This is a genomic window from Thalassobacillus sp. CUG 92003 (assembly GCF_013618635.1).
Classification (GTDB): Bacteria; Bacillota; Bacilli; order Bacillales; family Halobacillaceae; genus CUG-92003.
The window spans coordinates 455,717-473,181 of the sequence record NZ_JABLSJ010000001.1 but is presented as its reverse complement, the minus strand read 5'-3'; the positions used below and the strand labels follow the sequence as shown (position 1 = coordinate 473,181).

Annotated in this window: 18 protein-coding genes and 1 riboswitch; of the genes, 5 read left to right on the top strand and 13 right to left on the bottom strand. The window is 42.5% G+C overall.

Annotated elements, in window-relative coordinates:
- Both HOP45_RS02165 and HOP45_RS02160 read left to right on the top strand, forming a co-directional pair.
- Positions 1 to 1,329, top strand: a complete 1,329-nt coding sequence (locus HOP45_RS02165; protein ID WP_181347250.1) for a YjiH family protein — start codon at positions 1 to 3, stop codon at positions 1,327 to 1,329.
- 175 nt (positions 1,330 to 1,504) lie between these two features.
- Positions 1,505 to 2,491, top strand: a complete 987-nt coding sequence (locus HOP45_RS02160; protein ID WP_181347249.1) for a nuclease-related domain-containing protein — start codon at positions 1,505 to 1,507, stop codon at positions 2,489 to 2,491.
- A 34-nt stretch (positions 2,492 to 2,525) separates the two neighbouring features.
- Here the strand turns inward: HOP45_RS02160 and HOP45_RS02155 are convergent, their stop codons facing one another.
- Together HOP45_RS02155 and HOP45_RS02150 are read right to left on the bottom strand one after the other, a co-directional pair.
- Positions 2,526 to 3,206: a response regulator gene (locus HOP45_RS02155; RefSeq protein ID WP_181347248.1), complete on the bottom strand. Its 681-nt coding sequence runs from the start codon at positions 3,204 to 3,206 to the stop codon at positions 2,526 to 2,528.
- Positions 3,207 to 3,369: 163 nt separating this feature from the next.
- The gene (locus HOP45_RS02150) at positions 3,370 to 4,512 is read right to left on the bottom strand and encodes a sensor histidine kinase (RefSeq protein ID WP_181347247.1); all 1,143 of its coding nucleotides are present in this window, start codon (positions 4,510 to 4,512) and stop codon (positions 3,370 to 3,372) included.
- Positions 4,513 to 4,683: 171 nt separating this feature from the next.
- Between HOP45_RS02150 and HOP45_RS02145 the strand changes: the two genes are divergently transcribed.
- Both HOP45_RS02145 and HOP45_RS02140 read left to right on the top strand, forming a co-directional pair.
- Entirely contained in the window at positions 4,684 to 5,328 is a 645-nt protein-coding gene (locus HOP45_RS02145) for a YigZ family protein (protein ID WP_181347246.1), read from the top strand.
- A 15-nt stretch (positions 5,329 to 5,343) separates the two neighbouring features.
- On the top strand, positions 5,344 to 6,375 hold the full coding sequence (locus HOP45_RS02140) for an LCP family protein (RefSeq protein WP_181347245.1): 1,032 nt from the start codon (positions 5,344 to 5,346) through the stop codon (positions 6,373 to 6,375).
- A 156-nt stretch (positions 6,376 to 6,531) separates the two neighbouring features.
- Here HOP45_RS02140 and HOP45_RS02135 read toward each other — a convergent pair whose 3' ends face one another.
- Positions 6,532 to 7,578: a glycosyltransferase family 4 protein gene (locus HOP45_RS02135; RefSeq protein ID WP_181347244.1), complete on the bottom strand. Its 1,047-nt coding sequence runs from the start codon at positions 7,576 to 7,578 to the stop codon at positions 6,532 to 6,534.
- A 484-nt stretch (positions 7,579 to 8,062) separates the two neighbouring features.
- Here HOP45_RS02135 and HOP45_RS02130 point away from each other — a divergent pair, with 484 nt between their 5' ends.
- Positions 8,063 to 9,514 carry an APC family permease gene (locus tag HOP45_RS02130; protein ID WP_181347243.1) on the top strand — a complete coding sequence of 484 codons (1,452 nt, stop codon included), beginning with the start codon at positions 8,063 to 8,065 and terminating at the stop codon, positions 9,512 to 9,514.
- An 88-nt stretch (positions 9,515 to 9,602) separates the two neighbouring features.
- Here the strand turns inward: HOP45_RS02130 and sinI are convergent, their stop codons facing one another.
- The 10 genes from sinI to HOP45_RS02080 form a co-directional block, all read right to left on the bottom strand.
- Positions 9,603 to 9,719, bottom strand: coding sequence for a DNA-binding anti-repressor SinI (sinI, locus tag HOP45_RS02125; RefSeq protein WP_181347242.1), 117 nt, complete (start codon positions 9,717 to 9,719; stop codon positions 9,603 to 9,605).
- 35 nt (positions 9,720 to 9,754) lie between these two features.
- Positions 9,755 to 9,973, bottom strand: a complete 219-nt coding sequence (locus tag HOP45_RS02120; RefSeq protein ID WP_181347241.1) for a helix-turn-helix domain-containing protein — start codon at positions 9,971 to 9,973, stop codon at positions 9,755 to 9,757.
- 393 nt (positions 9,974 to 10,366) lie between these two features.
- Positions 10,367 to 11,581, bottom strand: coding sequence for a helix-turn-helix domain-containing protein (locus HOP45_RS02115; protein ID WP_181347240.1), 1,215 nt, complete (start codon positions 11,579 to 11,581; stop codon positions 10,367 to 10,369).
- Between the two features lie 220 nt (positions 11,582 to 11,801).
- Positions 11,802 to 11,927, bottom strand: coding sequence for an anti-repressor SinI family protein (locus HOP45_RS02110; protein ID WP_181347239.1), 126 nt, complete (start codon positions 11,925 to 11,927; stop codon positions 11,802 to 11,804).
- A 308-nt stretch (positions 11,928 to 12,235) separates the two neighbouring features.
- Positions 12,236 to 12,694: a hypothetical protein gene (locus tag HOP45_RS02105; protein WP_181347238.1), complete on the bottom strand. Its 459-nt coding sequence runs from the start codon at positions 12,692 to 12,694 to the stop codon at positions 12,236 to 12,238.
- 696 nt (positions 12,695 to 13,390) lie between these two features.
- The gene (locus tag HOP45_RS02100) at positions 13,391 to 13,549 is read right to left on the bottom strand and encodes an anti-repressor SinI family protein (RefSeq protein ID WP_304650456.1); all 159 of its coding nucleotides are present in this window, start codon (positions 13,547 to 13,549) and stop codon (positions 13,391 to 13,393) included.
- A gap of 23 nt (positions 13,550 to 13,572) precedes the next feature.
- Positions 13,573 to 13,660: riboswitch (cyclic di-GMP riboswitch) on the bottom strand.
- 91 nt (positions 13,661 to 13,751) lie between these two features.
- Entirely contained in the window at positions 13,752 to 14,033 is a 282-nt protein-coding gene (locus HOP45_RS02095; RefSeq protein WP_181347236.1) for a hypothetical protein, read from the bottom strand.
- Between the two features lie 114 nt (positions 14,034 to 14,147).
- Entirely contained in the window at positions 14,148 to 14,531 is a 384-nt protein-coding gene (locus tag HOP45_RS02090; protein WP_181347235.1) for a hypothetical protein, read from the bottom strand.
- Between the two features lie 189 nt (positions 14,532 to 14,720).
- Complete coding sequence (locus tag HOP45_RS02085; protein ID WP_181347234.1) at positions 14,721 to 16,451, bottom strand: phospho-sugar mutase; 1,731 nt, start codon at positions 16,449 to 16,451, stop codon at positions 14,721 to 14,723.
- Positions 16,452 to 16,553: 102 nt separating this feature from the next.
- Positions 16,554 to 17,423: an ROK family protein gene (locus tag HOP45_RS02080; protein WP_181347233.1), complete on the bottom strand. Its 870-nt coding sequence runs from the start codon at positions 17,421 to 17,423 to the stop codon at positions 16,554 to 16,556.
- Between the last annotated feature and the right edge of the window lie 42 nt (positions 17,424 to 17,465).

The window sequence follows — 17,465 nt, the reverse complement described above, 5'->3', positions numbered from 1 at the left end:
ATGGAAAACTCACACTTATACTCATCTCAAGAAGCCCCCGGCCCCGCTAAGCGTAATTTAGTCAAATTTTTTCTCTACAGCTTAATTGGTATTTTTACATTCTTTTACCCCATTAAAATCAACGGCACCTCATCGATTCCGCTTGATCATATGGTGACCTTCATTCAAGAGACCTTCCCTAGTCTTGTCCCTTATTACGCCTGGATCGTCATTTTACTTGGAGCGCTTTATCCCTTCATTGATCGATCCTGGAACAAGGACGCTGTCAACATGACCTTGTCGTTTTTCAAAATACTAGGGGCCGTAGCAGGTACCATGCTCGTGTTTGAATTCGGACCAGCCTTTTTATTCAACCCTGACATGGGTCCTTTCCTCTTCAACAATCTCGTGACTTCCGTCGGTTTACTCGTGCCCATCGGAGCTGTGTTTCTCGCATTGCTTGTCGGCTACGGCCTGCTGGAATTCATCGGTGTCATGCTCCAGCCCGTCATGCGCCCGATCTGGAAGACACCCGGCCGTTCCGCTATTGATGCCGTCGCCTCATTTGTCGGCAGCTACTCAATTGGTCTGTTGATCACCAATCGCGTCTTTAAAGAAGGCAAATATACGATAAAAGAAGCGACCATAATTGCCACCGGCTTTTCCACAGTATCCGCCACATTCATGATCGTCGTCGCCCGTACACTGGGATTGATGGAAATCTGGAACACGTATTTTTTTGTGACGTTAGCCGTGACATTTATCGTAACCGCCATCACTGTGCGGATTTGGCCGCTCAATAAAATCAGTGAAGACTACCTCACCGAAGAAGGCCATACCGAAGAAATCGTGACAGACAATCGCATCAAAGTCGCATGGAAACAAGCCATGGAGGCCGCTCAAAACGCCCCGTCGCTCGCCAAAAATGTCGGCATGAATTTGAAAGATGGTTTCATCATGACCATGAGCATCCTGCCATCGATTATGTCCGTCGGTCTGCTCGGACTGGTGTTAGCAGAGTACACACCATTTTTCGATATTCTTGGCTACATTTTCGTGCCGTTTACATGGCTCTTGCAAATTCCCGAACCCATGCTGGCAGCTAAAGCATCGGCTATAGAAATCGCTGAAATGTTTCTACCTGCTTTGCTCGTAGCAGACACGCCGCTCATCACGAAATTTGTAATCGGAAGCTTGTCTGTTTCCGCTATCCTATTCTTTTCTGCGCTGATTCCTTGTATTTTGTCTACAGATATTCCCGTCAGTATACCGAAGCTGCTCGTCATCTGGGTGGAACGCACCATCCTGACGTTGATTATCGTCACGCCTATCGCTTATTTGCTGCTTTGACTGATAAGTGGACCAGTTTGACTGATATATCAGCTCGCGGACCGATATTTACGGTGCGCCGACCGATATATCAGTTTTTATGCCATACTTTTTTGACAAATTTCTATTAATAAAAGAAGGAAACTCCTCATTGATGTCGAATAGTTAATTTATCTCGCAGACAAGGAGAGATGGCATGATTGTAAAACCTCTTACTTTCCCCCGCTCCATCGCTCAGATTGAAGCTTTACTACGTAGACTTCCTCCAACTCATCCGATGCAAGCACCGCTTAATGAAAACCTCTCTAGACGCAGGACAGGCTACCTCGGTGAGCAACAGTTGAAATACCCCTTAAGCTTACTCCCTGAAGAAGACTATCTCATTTTTCATGATCTTCGTCTTTTTGACGGTGTTCACTATTTTCAAATTGATACGTTACTTTTGAGCCGTCGTTTTTTCCTCATCATCGAGGTGAAAAATATTTCAGGTACCTTGTACTTTGATCGTGACTTCAATCAGGTGATTCGGACGCTCGATGATAAGAAGGAAAAGTTTAATGATCCCGTGTTACAGGCGGAACAGCAGGGGTTCCATTTAAATAAATGGCTGGCTCAACAATCTTCTGCTAACGTCCCTATTGAATGTATCGTGGCCATCAGTTCACAAAAGGCTATCCTCGAAACACCTTCACGTCAAAACGACACGCACGACAAGGTTATTCACGCCATCAATTTACCTTTCGCCATAAATAAACTTGCGTCGTTGCATCAGACCGAGCATTCAACCGTTGAATCGCTCCAGCGTATTTCGAAGGTTTTGCTCAAGGCTCACACCCCGCTTCAGCGTGATCTTCTCCATCAATCCAACATTCTAAAGCAGGAATTAACGATGGGTGTGCAATGTGAAAGGTGTCAACACATGCCGATGCTCCAACAAAGTGGAAAATGGCAATGCCCATATTGTCAGAAGACTTCAGTAGAAGCGCATCTTTATGCCTTACAGGATTACACGTTACTCCTAGATACTTCGATTTCAAATGTTAGGTGTCAGGATTTTTTATGTATTCAATCAGCTACTGTGGCGAAAAAGATACTTAGAGCATGTGCGCTTCGCTCCATCGGGGCTAATAAAGGAAGAACATATTACGTTACATATGAACACCTTACTGAGCTTGCACATTAAAAAAGCCCTGGAGGTTGTCTCCAGAGCTTGGCCATTATAAAACTTCTACCCAGCCATTTTTTATTGCAGTGACCACAGCTTGAGTACGGTCGTTGACATTCATTTTTTGCAGAATGTTGCTGACATGGTTTTTGACTGTTTTTTCGCTGATATACAAGGATTCTGCTACGCCCCTGTTGCTTTTGCCATCTGCGAGCAGTTGTAATACTTCACACTCGCGGCGCGTCAGCAGATGAAGAGGTTTGCGGTATTCGATTGCTTTATACGCATTTTTGCCTTCATTCGAATCTGATAAGCGGCGATATTCAGCAACAAGGTTGTGCGTAACTTTTGGGTGAAGGTATGAACCGCCTTCACTGACAACTTTAATGGCATCTATCAGCGCGTCTGAGTCCATTTCTTTCAATAAATACCCTTGTGCTCCTGTTTTCAATGCATGCGTTACATAGTTTTCATCGTCATGAATCGAAAGGATGATCACTTTGAGGTCAGGATACCGATTTACGATTTCAGCCGTGGCTTCAACGCCGTTCATATTCGGCATGTTGATGTCCATTAAGACTACGTCGGGTGTATTGGCTTCTATCAGTTCCAGGGCTGTATCTCCGTCATCGCCTTCTGCTACAACTTCAAAGCTCGCTTCGAAATCCAAGATACGCTTAACGCCTTCACGGAATAGTTTATGGTCATCAATTAAGACAATTCTAGTCGTCATTGTTCATCCTCCCACTTCAGGTTATCGACTTGTTTCAGCCATTCATTTTGTTAGGTTTAACAAACATCATTAACCGTCGTTCCATCGTCTCTTTGTAAACTATACGTTATTACGTATATATTCCTATTATAAACGATTTACGACTTATTACATAGTCATTCCTTTAAGATAAATCAAGCGGAATTTGAATCATGACCATTGTACCTTCACCAGGGGTGGAATCAATGGTGATTTCGCCTTCAAGCATTTCCACGCGTTCTTTCATGCCGACGAGGCCAAAGGAGTTTTCTTTCTTGACGGAGGTGTCAAACCCTTTGCCGTTGTCTTTTACAATGATGGTAAAATACGATTGCTTCATTTCGACTTTAACTTGTATGTCGTTAGGTTCTGCATGTTTGACGGCGTTTTGAACGGCTTCTTGAATCAGGCGGAACAGGGCGACTTCAAATTTGCTGGCAAATCGCTGTTCGTGACCAAAGTGAGTGAATGTAATGGTCATGTCATTGTATTCTTCGACAGTAGATAAATATTTTTTTAGCGTCGGGATTAATCCTAAGTCATCCAGCGCCATTGGCCGCAGATCATAAATGATCCGGCGGACTTCGTATAGGGCTGAACGCACCATATCGCGTACATCCTTAATCTCCTTTAACGCTTCATCTACGCCGCGTTCCCGAAATGTGCGATCAACGAGATCCGAACGAAGCATGACGTTGGCCAGCATTTGAGCTGGTCCGTCGTGTATTTCACGAGACAACCGGCGGCGCTCTTCTTCCTGTGCTTCAATGATCTGAAGACCGAATTCCTGCTTTTCTTTAGCATCTTCAAGAACTTCGGACACTTGGCGGAAATCTTCGGTTAAGTAGTTCAACACAACAGAAATCTTTCCTCCCAGCGCCTCTGCGCGTCCGATGGTTTCTTCAAGATTTTTCAGCCTTCGTTCGAGATCGTCGCGCCGCTGCCTCAGTTGTTTTTCCTTTTCCTGTTTCATCGATAGATCCATTTGCAATTGGTGTGTCTGCTCGTAGACCTTACGAATTTCTTCTTCGGAATAGTGTTGAAAATGTTTACTCACTTCAGATAAACGTTTTCGGGAAAAACGGACTTTTTGTTCAAGCTTGTCCGATTCATCTATAAGAACGAACACTTGTTTTTTCGTTTCATCTAATTCACGTTTTAATTGATCAAATTCACTTCGGGATTCTTCACCAATTTGAAAAATCTCATCTTTACTGTTGGAAACTGTATCAACCATTTCTTGAATGATATGGTCGAGTGCTTTATCCCCAGGTTTGCTTTCACTCATCTCCAGTCCCTCCATCAATTTTCACATAGTCATTCGTTAGACCTACTCCATTTTGTGGGGGTTAACCGACAACAATATCCTATAGTTCGATTTTTTGTCACAAAGAACGAAATAATTTGCCGTGATGATTTCATAGCGATATAATTAACTTTTAGGAGGTATCCTTCCAAAATGCTTAACCACTATTATACGGTAAATCACGCAGGTAACGAAGAAGAAATAATTATTCAAAAATCTCGATTCATTGGATACGTTCAAAGATGCGAAACAGAAGAACAAGCCCAGGAATTTGTTCAAGACATTAAAAAAAAGCACCGTGATGCAAGCCACAATTGTTCCGCATATCTAATCGGCGAACATGATTTAATCCAAAAAGCGAATGACGACGGGGAACCAAGCGGCACAGCCGGTGTGCCGATGCTTGATGTATTGAAGCGAAAAGGATTGAAAGATACGGCTGTCGTGGTGACCCGGTACTTTGGTGGAACAAAGTTGGGAGCGGGCGGTTTGATTCGCGCTTACGCTTCTGCTGTATCTGAAGCCATTAAAGCAACAGGGGTCGTTAAACGTCAACTTATGAGACATATGACCGTTACAGCTGATTATGCGCTGCTTGGGAAGCTGGAACATGAATTACGCCATTCCACTTACACGTTGGACAGGATTAATTATCTTGAAAATGTGGAACTGTTAGTATATGTAGAAGATGGCGAAGAGGAACGATTCACTCAGTGGATTATTGACTTGACACGTGATCAGGCCAAGGTTTCACCGGGAGATGTTTCGTATATGGAAAGTGAAGTCCTTGAAGACTAAAAGGAGCGTACCATCATGAAATATAAAAAAATTAAGATTACCATTGTTTTCCTCTTGTTTCTTGTACTCGTAGGAGTCGGGACAACGGCTGGGTATGCGATGTACCTGACTGATAAAGCAAAAGAGGCATCTAACAACTCTCACGAGGAACTGGATCGTGGTGAAAAATCGGACAGGCGAGACACTGCCATCAATCCTGACCTTGATAACACCACCGTGTTATTCGTTGGCGTTGATGATAGCGAGAAACGCAGTAATGGAGACCACAGTGAGGCTCCTTCGCGTTCAGACGCGCTTGTGTTAGCCTCGTTCAACGAGAGTGATAATTCCGTCAATATGGTCAACATACCTCGCGATTCTTACGTCAATATCCCGTACTTGGGCTACAAGGACAAGATAACCCACGCTCACGCTTATGGTGGTATCGACGCCACTGTCAAAACGGTTGAAGAATTATTTGAAGTTCCTGTCGACTATTATGTTCGGCTCAATTTCAATTCTTTTGTAGAGACTGTCGATGCTTTAAATGGGATTGATTTCGATGTTCCGTTTGATATAAAAGAACAGAACAGCAAGGACCGTGACAATGCCATTGAACTATCGGAAGGTGAGCAGCATATCAACGGGGAAGAAGCTCTTGCTCTAGCCCGCACGAGAAAATATGACAGTGATTTAGCACGAGGCGAACGGCAAATGAAGTTAATTCAGGCCATTGTCAGAAGAGCTTCGGAAGTTGGCTCGATTTCAAATTATGGTGATGTGATCGATTCGATCGGCAATAACATGAAGACCAATTTAACCTTTGAAGAGATGATTTCCTTCAAGGATTATGCGATCAATAAAGAAGGGTTGGAATTTAACAAGAGCCAACTGGAAGGTGAGCCCACTACAATTGACGGCGTTTGGTATTATCGACTCCAAGAGAATAGTTTAGCTAATTCAAAAGCAATGCTTCAACAGCATCTTGGGCTGAACCAGAATAATGAAGAAGACTCCAATTCTTATACAGAGAACGATCGATCATCTGAACATGAAGATTCTATGTAAAAGCTAGCCCCGCATCACTTAACAGCGTGATGCGGGGCTCTATTTGAAATATGTGACATTTACTAAAAAATATGTTTAATATAGTAAAAATTGGAGAGGCTAATCTTAAGCATTCAAAAAATCACATCCATTAAGTAAGGATGTGATTAAGTGACGTTATCTCCTAGGTTTATAATCTCGGATAAGATTTAAAATTGGGCGATAATTTTGACCGACCAAACCAGTCATTTCAACAACAAGTTCTACGAGGAACAACAGAACAGATAAGACGATTACTGCTCCGAACAACGTGGCCTGAGAGAAGATTACGGCTGCTAAGCTGAACAAGGCACTCATGGCATAAATGACCAATACTGTTTCAGGGTGTGTGTAGCCGAGATTGATTAAACAATGGTGCAAATGCGATTTGTCAGGTGCTGACAAGGGTTTACGGTTTACCATCCGTCTTACAATTGCAAAAATTGTATCAGAAATCGGAACTCCGAGTATAATGACAGGAATAATAAATGAAAATAACGTAACATTCTTGAAGCCTAACAGAGATAGCACACTGATCATAAAACCGAGAAATAGCGCCCCGGTGTCTCCCATGAAAATTTTGGCCGGGTAAAAGTTGTAAATCAGAAACCCTAGTGTGCTTCCGAGCATCATCAAGCCGGCAAATACCACAAACACGTTACCCATTGTGATCGCCATTCCGGAAATCGTTAGTAAGGCAATTGCTGACACGCCGGCTGCCAGCCCGTCCAGTCCATCAATCAAGTTGATTGCGTTGGTGATCCCGACAATCCAAAGAATGGTGATGGGAATGCTGAAATATCCGAATTGAATTTCGCCGCCAAACGGCAGGTTAATGAATTCAACCTGGACACCGCCGATGACAACGATGACTGCTGCTACGAGTTGGCCGCCTAATTTGACCTTCGCTGAAAGCTCCCTTAAATCATCCAGAACCCCGGTGATGATGATGATGGTAGCACCAACAAGCACGGGCCAGGCATAACTGCTTTCTGGAAAGAATATAAGGAAACCGCCGGCAAAACTGATAAATATAGCGAGCCCGCCGAGTCGCGGCATCATTATCTTATGAACTTTACGATCATTCGGTTGGTCTGTTGCCCCAATTTTTATTGCGATTTTTTTAACGAGTGGTGTAATAACGATTGAGAGAATAAAGCAAAATAATAAGGCCTGATATTCCACGTTAAAGACCCTCCTATACCCATACAACTACGTTTTAATAAAAAATGTGGTTGCTTATTTTTATTGCGTTCATTTCAATTTTCGAGTCTTTTTTCAAATTGAATTATACCATAATAGTTTGCCCTTTTGTATTACAATATTGTAATAAACACACGTATTCCTTTAAAAGGCACCATCAGAAAACTTTACAAATTCACACAAAAACTGCCTTTAATTATGCACTACCCCTATTTTAGAGATTGTAACCTACTTAGTGAACCTACTAATGGCGCATTTTTTTCTAATCTACTTTATTTGACGATCTAAGTTGCACAAACGTTTCATAATTGTGCATCAATGTGCGATATTTTTCTTGAATAGGTGTTTGTCCAATGGCGAAATTCGTCATTTTTTGCTGCTAATAGCCTATAAATATTTGTGCGCCATTACATACTTCCGTAAAATATAGGACATAGCTATTACTTAGAGGAGGATCAGGAAGTTTATGCCTAGACGTGAAAGACAAAAATTAGAAAGATCGCTGAAACCACATTGGGTATGGGCGATCGCATTCGGTTCCGCTATCGGGTGGGGAGCTTTCGTCCTGCCGACGGACTGGATTGGACAAGCTGGTCCCTTAGGTGTCGTCATCGGCATTCTTTTAGGAGCAGCCTTAATGATTGTAATTGGGGTGAGTTACGGCTTCCTCATTGACAAATTCCCGGTGACAGGAGGCGAGTTTGCCTACGCTTATATCGGGTTTGGTCGATTATTCGCATTTATAGCAGGCTGGTTCTTAACACTTGGGTATTTGTGCATCGTGGCTTTGAATGCTTCAGCCCTAGCTCTGCTTGCGAAGTTTCTGTTCCCGAACTTCGTTGAACAAGGTTATCTGTACACGGTGGCTGACTATGAAGTTTATATCGTGCAAATACTCATCGCAAGTCTAGCCCTCATTATCTTTGCTATTTTAAATATTCGCGGCGCAAGTTTTTCCGGCCGCACGCAATTCGGTTTCAGTATGGTTCTGATTCTGGGGATTCTCATATTAGGCGTTGGAGCAATTATCAGTGAAGACCCTAGTCTGGCCAATCTGGATCCTGTTTTCAAGCCGGGCCAAACGTCAATTGCTTCTATTTTGACCATACTTGCGCTTGCACCTTTCGCTTATGTAGGATTTGATAATATCCCGCAAGCTGCTGAGGAATTCAAATTCAATTCGAAAAAAGCATTCGGGTTGATCGTCTGGTCACTTGTGGCAGCCGGTCTTGCCTATTCAATCATGAACATTATCGCAGCAAGCGTCATGCCTTGGCAGGCGTTATTATCACAAACTGAAAATTCAGTCTGGGGTACTGGCGATGCAATTGAAAGTTACATGGGACGTACGGGTGTTTTCATCATAGCGATTGCAGTTTCAATGGGAATATTCACCGGCCTGAATGGATTTTATATCTCATCCAGCCGTCTGACTTTTGCCATGGGACGCGCCCGGATTTTGCCCAATGCGTTTCGCAGCTTACACAGTAAATACCACACGCCTTACGTCGGAATCTTGTTCACAATGGCTATTTGCTTGATTGCGCCATGGTTCGGTCGCGAAGCCTTGTTATGGGTGGTGGACATGTCATCTACTGGCGTGGCAATTGCTTATTTCTTTACGACAGCTACTGCTTATAAATATTTCCGCTGGTCCAAAGGAGAGACATCTTCACGCATTGAAACAGTATCTCCGGGAAGAAAACTGTTGTCTTTAGTCGGATTGATCAGTTCACTCGGATTTCTGGCCTTATTGCTACTGCCGTTTTCACCAGCATCACTTGGAATTCAATCCTATATCGCGTTAGCGTTATGGATGATTCTGGGGATTATCTTCTACTTGTTTAACAAGCAACGTTATAACAGTATTGATAGAAAAGAAATGAACTACCTTATCCTTGAAAAAGAAGAATTTTAATAAGCAGGCGTGCCCCATAAGTTCGGGCACGCCTGTTTAATAACCATAGAAAAAGGGGCTATTTCTCAAATCAGAAACACCCCTTCCGTTATGCATTTTCTAAAAAGCGTTTGATTTCCTCGATGCTGAGTCCTCCCAGTTGTTTTGCCTCGCTTAATAAAGCCTTCCACTCCTCGTCTAACTGGTTATGAATGGTGTTTTGCATAATAAATCCTCCGTTCACATGCCTCAGCCTTACAATTATTTCTCTGAGTCTTGCTGGTGTTTAAATTCCAAAAGCTTTTCGACTGAAATGTCCAATGTTTCTGAAAGTTTTTTCATAACAATTAAGGATGGGTTCTTTTGTAATCCGCGTTCAATGTTGCTGATATAAGATTTGGACACCCCTGAGCGTCTTGCCAATTCGCTTAGGGTGTAACCTTTTTGCAGCCTTAAAAATTGTAGCCTGTCCCCAATCATGTCCCGCCCTCCCCTTCTAATCAGCTATCTCGGTTAGACATCTTACAGGCAAACGCATACGTTGCCAGACTTGTTACTCTTAATGTGCAGGTACAGCAAACTCAGTAAAGTCATGGCGGACATGAACCGGTAATACGCAGCCGTGACTATCTTTATGTTTTGTTCTTTATAGAGAATAGTTAATTATAGTATATGCTATAATCAACAATTTAAAAACCTGTAAATTCTCCAATTTATTCTATATAACGAACAACATTCTTAATTTTTCTTTATATTACTATGTAATTCTCCTTTTTTTATACAGAAAAGGAGAGAGGGCGGTTCAGAAACATAATGGTTTCCAGCCACCCCTATCGCTCGTGTGAGAAATACATAAGGAAAGCATCGACCTATTTAAACTGTCGGATTATGATAGTGTCGCCTATATTCGTTCGGTGGCACGCCTTCGTGCCGCTTAAAAATGCGAGCAAAATAACTTTGCGTGTTAAACCCCATCAACGTGCTGATTTCTAATAAAGAATAATCGGTATTGATGAGCAGCTCTTTCGCTTCTTTGATCCGCTGCCTGTTAATGTACTGTGACAGCGTATCCCCTGTTTCTTTCTTAAACAAAGAAGACAAATAATTGGGGTGAACTTTGAATTCTCCTGCAATATCATCTAAAGAAATGCTCTCCGACAAATGCTTTGAGACATATTGGATGGTACGAGCGACCAGCGGGGTATAGACAGTCGAGCGATCCTGTTTTTTAACGCGATTAAAGTAGGAATGATAAATGTTCTTTTCTAAAATAAGCAGCCGGTCCAATGTGTCGATCGACTCTAATAAGTTAATATAAAAATCCCCCAGTGAATATGCTTCTTCCTGCTCCACCCCGGCTTCAACTGATGTTCGGACAAGTAAGGTGATCATCGATATCATCAAGTTCTTTCTTGAACGCACAGGATTCCCGTTCCCAATCGAAGGAACAGGGTAATTATCGATGTTTTTGAGCATATCAAAACACGCTTCGTCCCCTTGTTTGAACAATGATAAGAAATGCTCTTCAAATTCTTTAGGTTGATGAAAGAACTTGATCTGTTCATAGCGCTGCTTAAATTCATCATAAGCTCTGCTTTCTTCATCTTGAGGAGTCTGCCGGATATTTGGATCAACAGCTGATAGTGTCAGCTCTGAAATCTGTTTGATGGCCTGAAACTGATTCGGCGTGACAACGCGCAACTGATGGAAATAGTTCAGGAGGTTCTCTTCATAATCCAACGTGAACTCATTGCTTATCAGCAATTTCCGGACATCATCCTGCTTGATTTCATTCATCAGCAAAGGGCCGATACTGATGTACGTTGCTGCTCCCTCGTTATCCTTAATCGGATAAATGAAAAAATTATGATGATAGATATCTGAATATGTATAGAGTTGTTGCGGGGGAAGATTCCGCGTTAGTGCTAATTGCCGGTACAGTGGCCCTCGCAATATCTCCGGAGGTCGTATAAAATGCTCAGGAAAATAATTAATCAACTTCTCACCATCATTAAAAACAAGGATAGGCACATCTAAGGCAAAAGAAAAGTTCTCCAATATTGAATATATTTGGCTGTTTGTCTTCATATTATCCCCTTCCAAGCACATACACCCATTATACGACTTTATGCCTGCATTTTAAAGACTATATATTTTCAAAATGATGTCGATTTTTCGGGAGAGGAAAAGGATTTGATTAAATTACAGCAATGATGGTTTTGCGGACCGCACGGCTTATGTACATATTAGATCTATTACAGCAACAAAAAAACGCCTCTACAATAAGGCGCTGCAAATACGTGCAATATTAAGTGGAATATCGGGTTAGATAATGTCTTATTTCTTCTACAGTCAGCCCGGCTTCCTTCGCTTCTTTGATCAATATTATCCAATCTCTGTCTAACTCTTCACGTTTCGGTAAGGTATTGTCCATTAACACGACCCCCTATAGCTCGTCTCTGCTTGGCACCTATTCTTCACATGAATAATATTCCAACTGTATGATGATAATTAAATTTTAACGTATTTTTCAAGCTGGCGTTGTCACTATTCTCATATCATTAACACTTTTTACAGAATGTTAAAAAAAACACTAAAAAAAGAGAATAATTGACCGAAATACATATTCTTATTTTTTACGTTTTACTATTGTTTGGCATAACAAAAAGGAGCCCCACAAAAAATTATGGAGCTCCTTGTAACTCAGTTTTCCCGACTGTTAAGCGCTTACAAAACAGGTTTTTAGCTATACATTTCATTCCATGTTCCTGACAACTCAACAAATGCAGTAGAATCAGCATCATCTAGAGCCCGGTCAATCAAGCGTCGTAAATTTTGCTTCTCCATCTCAGCAATCATCTCGGTTACTTCATTATCAGGATGTGCTCCCTCGGCCTTTTCTTCAGATTCATAATACGGCGTCAGGATCGTGTCCAGGTGAGTCAAAAAGTCTGGCAGCTTCAACAAGTCTGAGACTGTCATATAAATCATCCGTTTGCCACGTTGGAAGACAAACACATCAAAAACATTATGGACGCGTTGGTTTTTACGGTCGATAATAATTTCTCTGGATTCAATCGGAACGAATTGGTAAATTTCTTCATCAATAAACATTGAAAAATATTGGTAGGCAAGAACAACTCTTATGAAACTTTTATCTTCCTTGACATAATACGGTTTCAGCATTTTTACATTTAACATGTCGCCCACCCCTTTCCGAAGGTATAATCTGAATTTTCAGTATTTTATTCTATTATCTAATATTTGTCAAGAAAGTTAAAGTGTTTTGTTTGGAAATTCCAAGTTATTTTTTTGCTTGATCCATCTTGTTGTTAAGCTTGGCTGTTTCCATTATGTTTGAGAGCGTTTGGAGGGCCGGGGAAATCACTCGCTTTCCTGCGGGGAACCGGCCAGCCTCCTCGCTCGCTTCGCTCCCTGTGGGGTCTAGCCGAGCCCCTTCTCCCGCGGGAGTCTCGCAATTTCCCGGCCCTCCTTACGATAATGGGAGGAACGGAAACTCGTATTTCAGGAACTCAGTTTCTGTTTCTGTGAGGGGTTATGCTACAAGCTTTGACATTGGACAGTTTATGCATAAAAACAGACCCTAAGTTCATGAAAGTTCTATCACGTTCCTTCGAATGGGGTGGCCTGACTCGTAATACCGAAATGAAACTTGTTTATCTCGAAATCGAGACCTACCAATGCGCTTGATAGCGCGTTTTATTTATAAACAGTTGCCAAACCATACAAAGACTAAATCTCATCTGCAAAAACCAAACAAAAAAATCGTAATTTAAGCTTTTTTCGTTTATTTTTTTCATTTATATCACTACTTTAGATCCAGAAAAAACCTTCTGTCTAAATCTTAATGACAGAAGGTACGTATGACTTATTCATTTAACCGCTTACGCGTTCCACTAATCCTGACCCCGGCTTTCCCTTTGTACGCTGCAAAAAAGCTTTCACTTCTTCTTTCGACAACCCCAGGTGTTCAGCTTCCTTCATCAATGCAATCCATTCCTCGTCCAACCTGATGTCTTGCTGATGACCCTCCATGAATGATCCTCCCATCATTCACCTCAGGCGGCCCGGCGATCTTAGCATACTTTTTGCTGAAGATCCGTAGCTTTGCGTCCTTACCTTTCGATAAGTTTGCCTTTTCAAAGGAAGAATATTAGTAAATTATGGTATTATTATACTACTTTTTTATACATTTGTATATTACAAATATATTACAAATATTTCGAAAATTCCGATACTAATCGTCAGGATACATAAAAAACCGATAAATAATCGATTCGCGTCCTTCCTCTGCTTCATAAGACTCGACATCGACGTCTTGATATTCGATTCCATCATTTTGCTGGAAACTGATTGTAATGATTAGATTTTCTTCTTCCAATCGAGGAATGGGGGAGGGGGTAACGATTTCAATCATCCATTCATACTCGAGGCGTTCAATGAAGGCGTGATGAAATGAAGTCGAGTGGCCATCCAATCTGATGTTTTTCAGTGATTTGATATCGCGCTCATTGTCCATGCACTCACTTCTTTCTATATAGGCCTATTACATCATTTTACCCCTTATTTCTTTCATAAAAACCTGGTCATAAAAAGCACTCAGTTATAAGTATTATAACTGAGCGCTTCATATTTACATAGAATGAAGTTCGGAGACGTATGGTTTATTGAACGTTTCATAATGGACTCTTTTATCTGACACATGATATACCTCCACCCAGGCCACCGTTATATGAGGAGGTTGAAGAGCGTTTAGCGTAGGGGAGACAAAGCTGATATAATCCTCCTTCGTCAGTCCTTTTTCTTTGAAGGGGATCGTAACATCAAATTTTCCAGTAACAGCGACACCGGTGAATCGGTCTCCTTGCAGAGGCTCAGATACGTGAAGAATGCTATAATTATTTAAACTTGAGGTAAAATCGGCAAGTAATGATTCTAATGTATGCGTGGAATTGCCATTGTGTTCCATTTTAGCTGCGCGGACGATTAGTTGAACAACTCCTGTTGCTCTAATCACTTCATTTTACCCTCCTTTCTCTGCCGTAAGGTGTTCTTTAATTATACAACAATTTAATGAAAGCGGTAACATGATTCTGTAACCAAAATCTCGACAGCTCGTTCATGAATTGAGCAGAATAAAGTCTATTCTAAATAAAACCTCGCGCAGCATGAACGATTCAGCTGCGCGAGGTTTTGTTTGTGCGAGTTAGGTCAACGTATTCAATTTGTCATTTACTGTTTGTTTAATGGCAAGCAGACGTTGATCGCATTCCTTTTTGGAGCCCATTTTGACCCCGTAATAAAATTTTATTTTTGGCTCCGTTCCCGAAGGGCGTAAGCAAAACCAGCTATTGTCTTCTAGAATGAACTTCAACACGTTCTCTTTCGGAAGGTTAATGTCAGATTTTGAGCCTTCCTGTACATCCCACCGGGTAGAAGTTGCATAATCTTCCAAAGTGGTTACGTTGATTCCACCGGCTTCCTTCATCGGTGCTTCACGGAAATTTTCCATAATGGATTGGATTTTTTCCACTCCGACTTTCCCTTCCAATTTCAAAGATTGCAAGTCTTCAAGATAATAACCATGCTGGTCATATAAATCATATAACGCTTCCAGGAGCGTTTTGCCTTTTGCTTTCCAATAGACCGCCATTTCAGCTGCCAACATGACAGATTGCACAGCGTCCTTATCGCGGGCAAAATCTTTGATTAAATAACCATAGCTTTCCTCATATCCAAACAGGAATTCGTATTCTCCCGTTCGCTCATATTCACGAATTTTCTCGCCAATAAATTTGAAGCCTGTAAGCGTATCTTCCGTTGCAATATTATAATGCTCAGCTATAGCCCGGCCGAATTCAGAGGTCACGATCGTTTTCAGCATCAGACCGTTGTCTGGCAGGTCATCTTCTTGCGATAAAATGTAATCCAGCATCAAAGCACCTGTTTGATTGCCTGTTAATACGGTGTAATCCCCCGCTCCATCAGGTACTGCAATACCTAAACGGTCCGCGTCAGGGTCTGTCGCAATCAGGACATCAGCGTTGACTGCCTTCCCTTTTTCAATGGCTAAAGCAAACGCCTGATGCTCTTCAGGGTTAGGGGAATCGACGGTGGAAAATTCAGGATCCGGATCCTGTTGTTCCTCGACAAGATAATAATTATCAGCTAACCCGATTTGCTCGAAGCCTGCTTCCACTAACATGCGTGCTGTACCGTGAAGGGGGGAGAACACAACGTTGAAGTCGCCGATCTGGTCATGGGTGATTTGCGGGTTGAAATTAACAGAGCGCAATTCCTTCAAATAGGCGCGGTCCACCTTGTCATCAATCCATTCCAGTAAGCCATTTTCTTCAATGGTCGCCTGCTCTGCTGCATCGACACTCAGTTCATTTTCAACCTGATTTACGAAATCGATCATGACTTCAGCCTGGGCAGGAGGCAGTTGACCGCCATCTTCGTTATAAACTTTAAATCCATTGTATTCAGGCGGATTGTGACTTGCTGTTACCATCACGCCGGCAGCCGCTTGCAAAAAACGCACGGCAAATGACAATTCAGGTGTAGGACGCAGGGAGGTGAACACATAGGATTGAATACCATGCCGACCGAGTACACGCGCCGTCTCGATGGCAAACTCTTGTGACATATAGCGGGAGTCATAAGCAATCACGACGCCTTTCGACTTCCATCCTTTTCCCTTATCCGCAATAAAGTGAGCCATCCCTTCGGCAGCTCGGCGGATCGTATAAATGTTCATCCGATTGGTACCAGGACCTAGTTTACCTCGCATGCCGCCCGTCCCGAATTCAAGGTTTTTATAGAACGCATCTTCCAGTGATAACTCATCTTCCTGCATTTCAGTCAGTTTTGAACGCAACTGATCATCGAGCTCACTAAAATTGTTCCAACGGTTATACTGCTCATTCCAGTTCATACCATCATCCTTATTATGTCAGATTTAAATGCTATCGATATTATAACAAACATAAAAGCTGTTCTGGGAGCTGAAATCGCTTCAAATTGTCAAGCGTTGCTCCTACAACTGACAAGCAAGAAGCAAAGCTCCTTTCACGCCCGCTTCATCCCCCAAAGCAGGAGGGATAATATAATCATTGACGTGATGAGGATCCAGTTTGCTTGAGGATACATAGCCATTAATTTGGCGAAGAACTTCTTGCCTGATCAGGCCATACATGCGCTGCTGCTTCATGACGCCTCCACCGATGACGATGGTTTGAGGGGACAGAATATAGATGTAGGTGGCAATGGCTTGAGCTAAATAATAGGCTTCCATTTCCCATACCTCGTGACGGGCCTCCAAAAACCTTCCTTCCTGTCCCCACCTCGCTTCAATAGCCGGACCGGAAGCAAGACCTTCCAAACAATCCTGGTGATAAGGGCAGCTTCCGGCGTAATGATCATCCGGATGGCGCCGAACCGTAATGTGGCCCATTTCTGGATGGGACAGTCCCGTCAGCGTCGTCCCATTAATCACGCCGCCTGCTCCTATACCTGTACCAACTGTTATGTACATGGAATTATCGCTCTGCTGCGCTGCGCCCAGTTTATTCTCGGCTAAAGCCGCGACATTCACATCCGTATCAATAATGCCTTTGACTTGAAGATGATGTTCCAGTTCACTTAACAGCGGATAGCCTACCCAATCGATTTTCGGCGTTTGTTGGATTTGGCCATAGGTGGCACTCTCCGGTTTTACATCCACTGGTCCAAAACTGCCCACCCCGATACGGTCAATCCCGGATCCTTGAAAAAAATCATATACCTCCTCAAGTGTCTCTTCTGGTTTACGTGTATCGATGGTGGTCTTGTTGTAAATGGCGCCTGTTTCATCACCGATAGCGCACACAAACTTTGTCCCTCCAGCTTCGATGGCACCTATTTTCATACCTCACCCTCCTAACGTTGATTTATTCAAAGCGTATCAGCT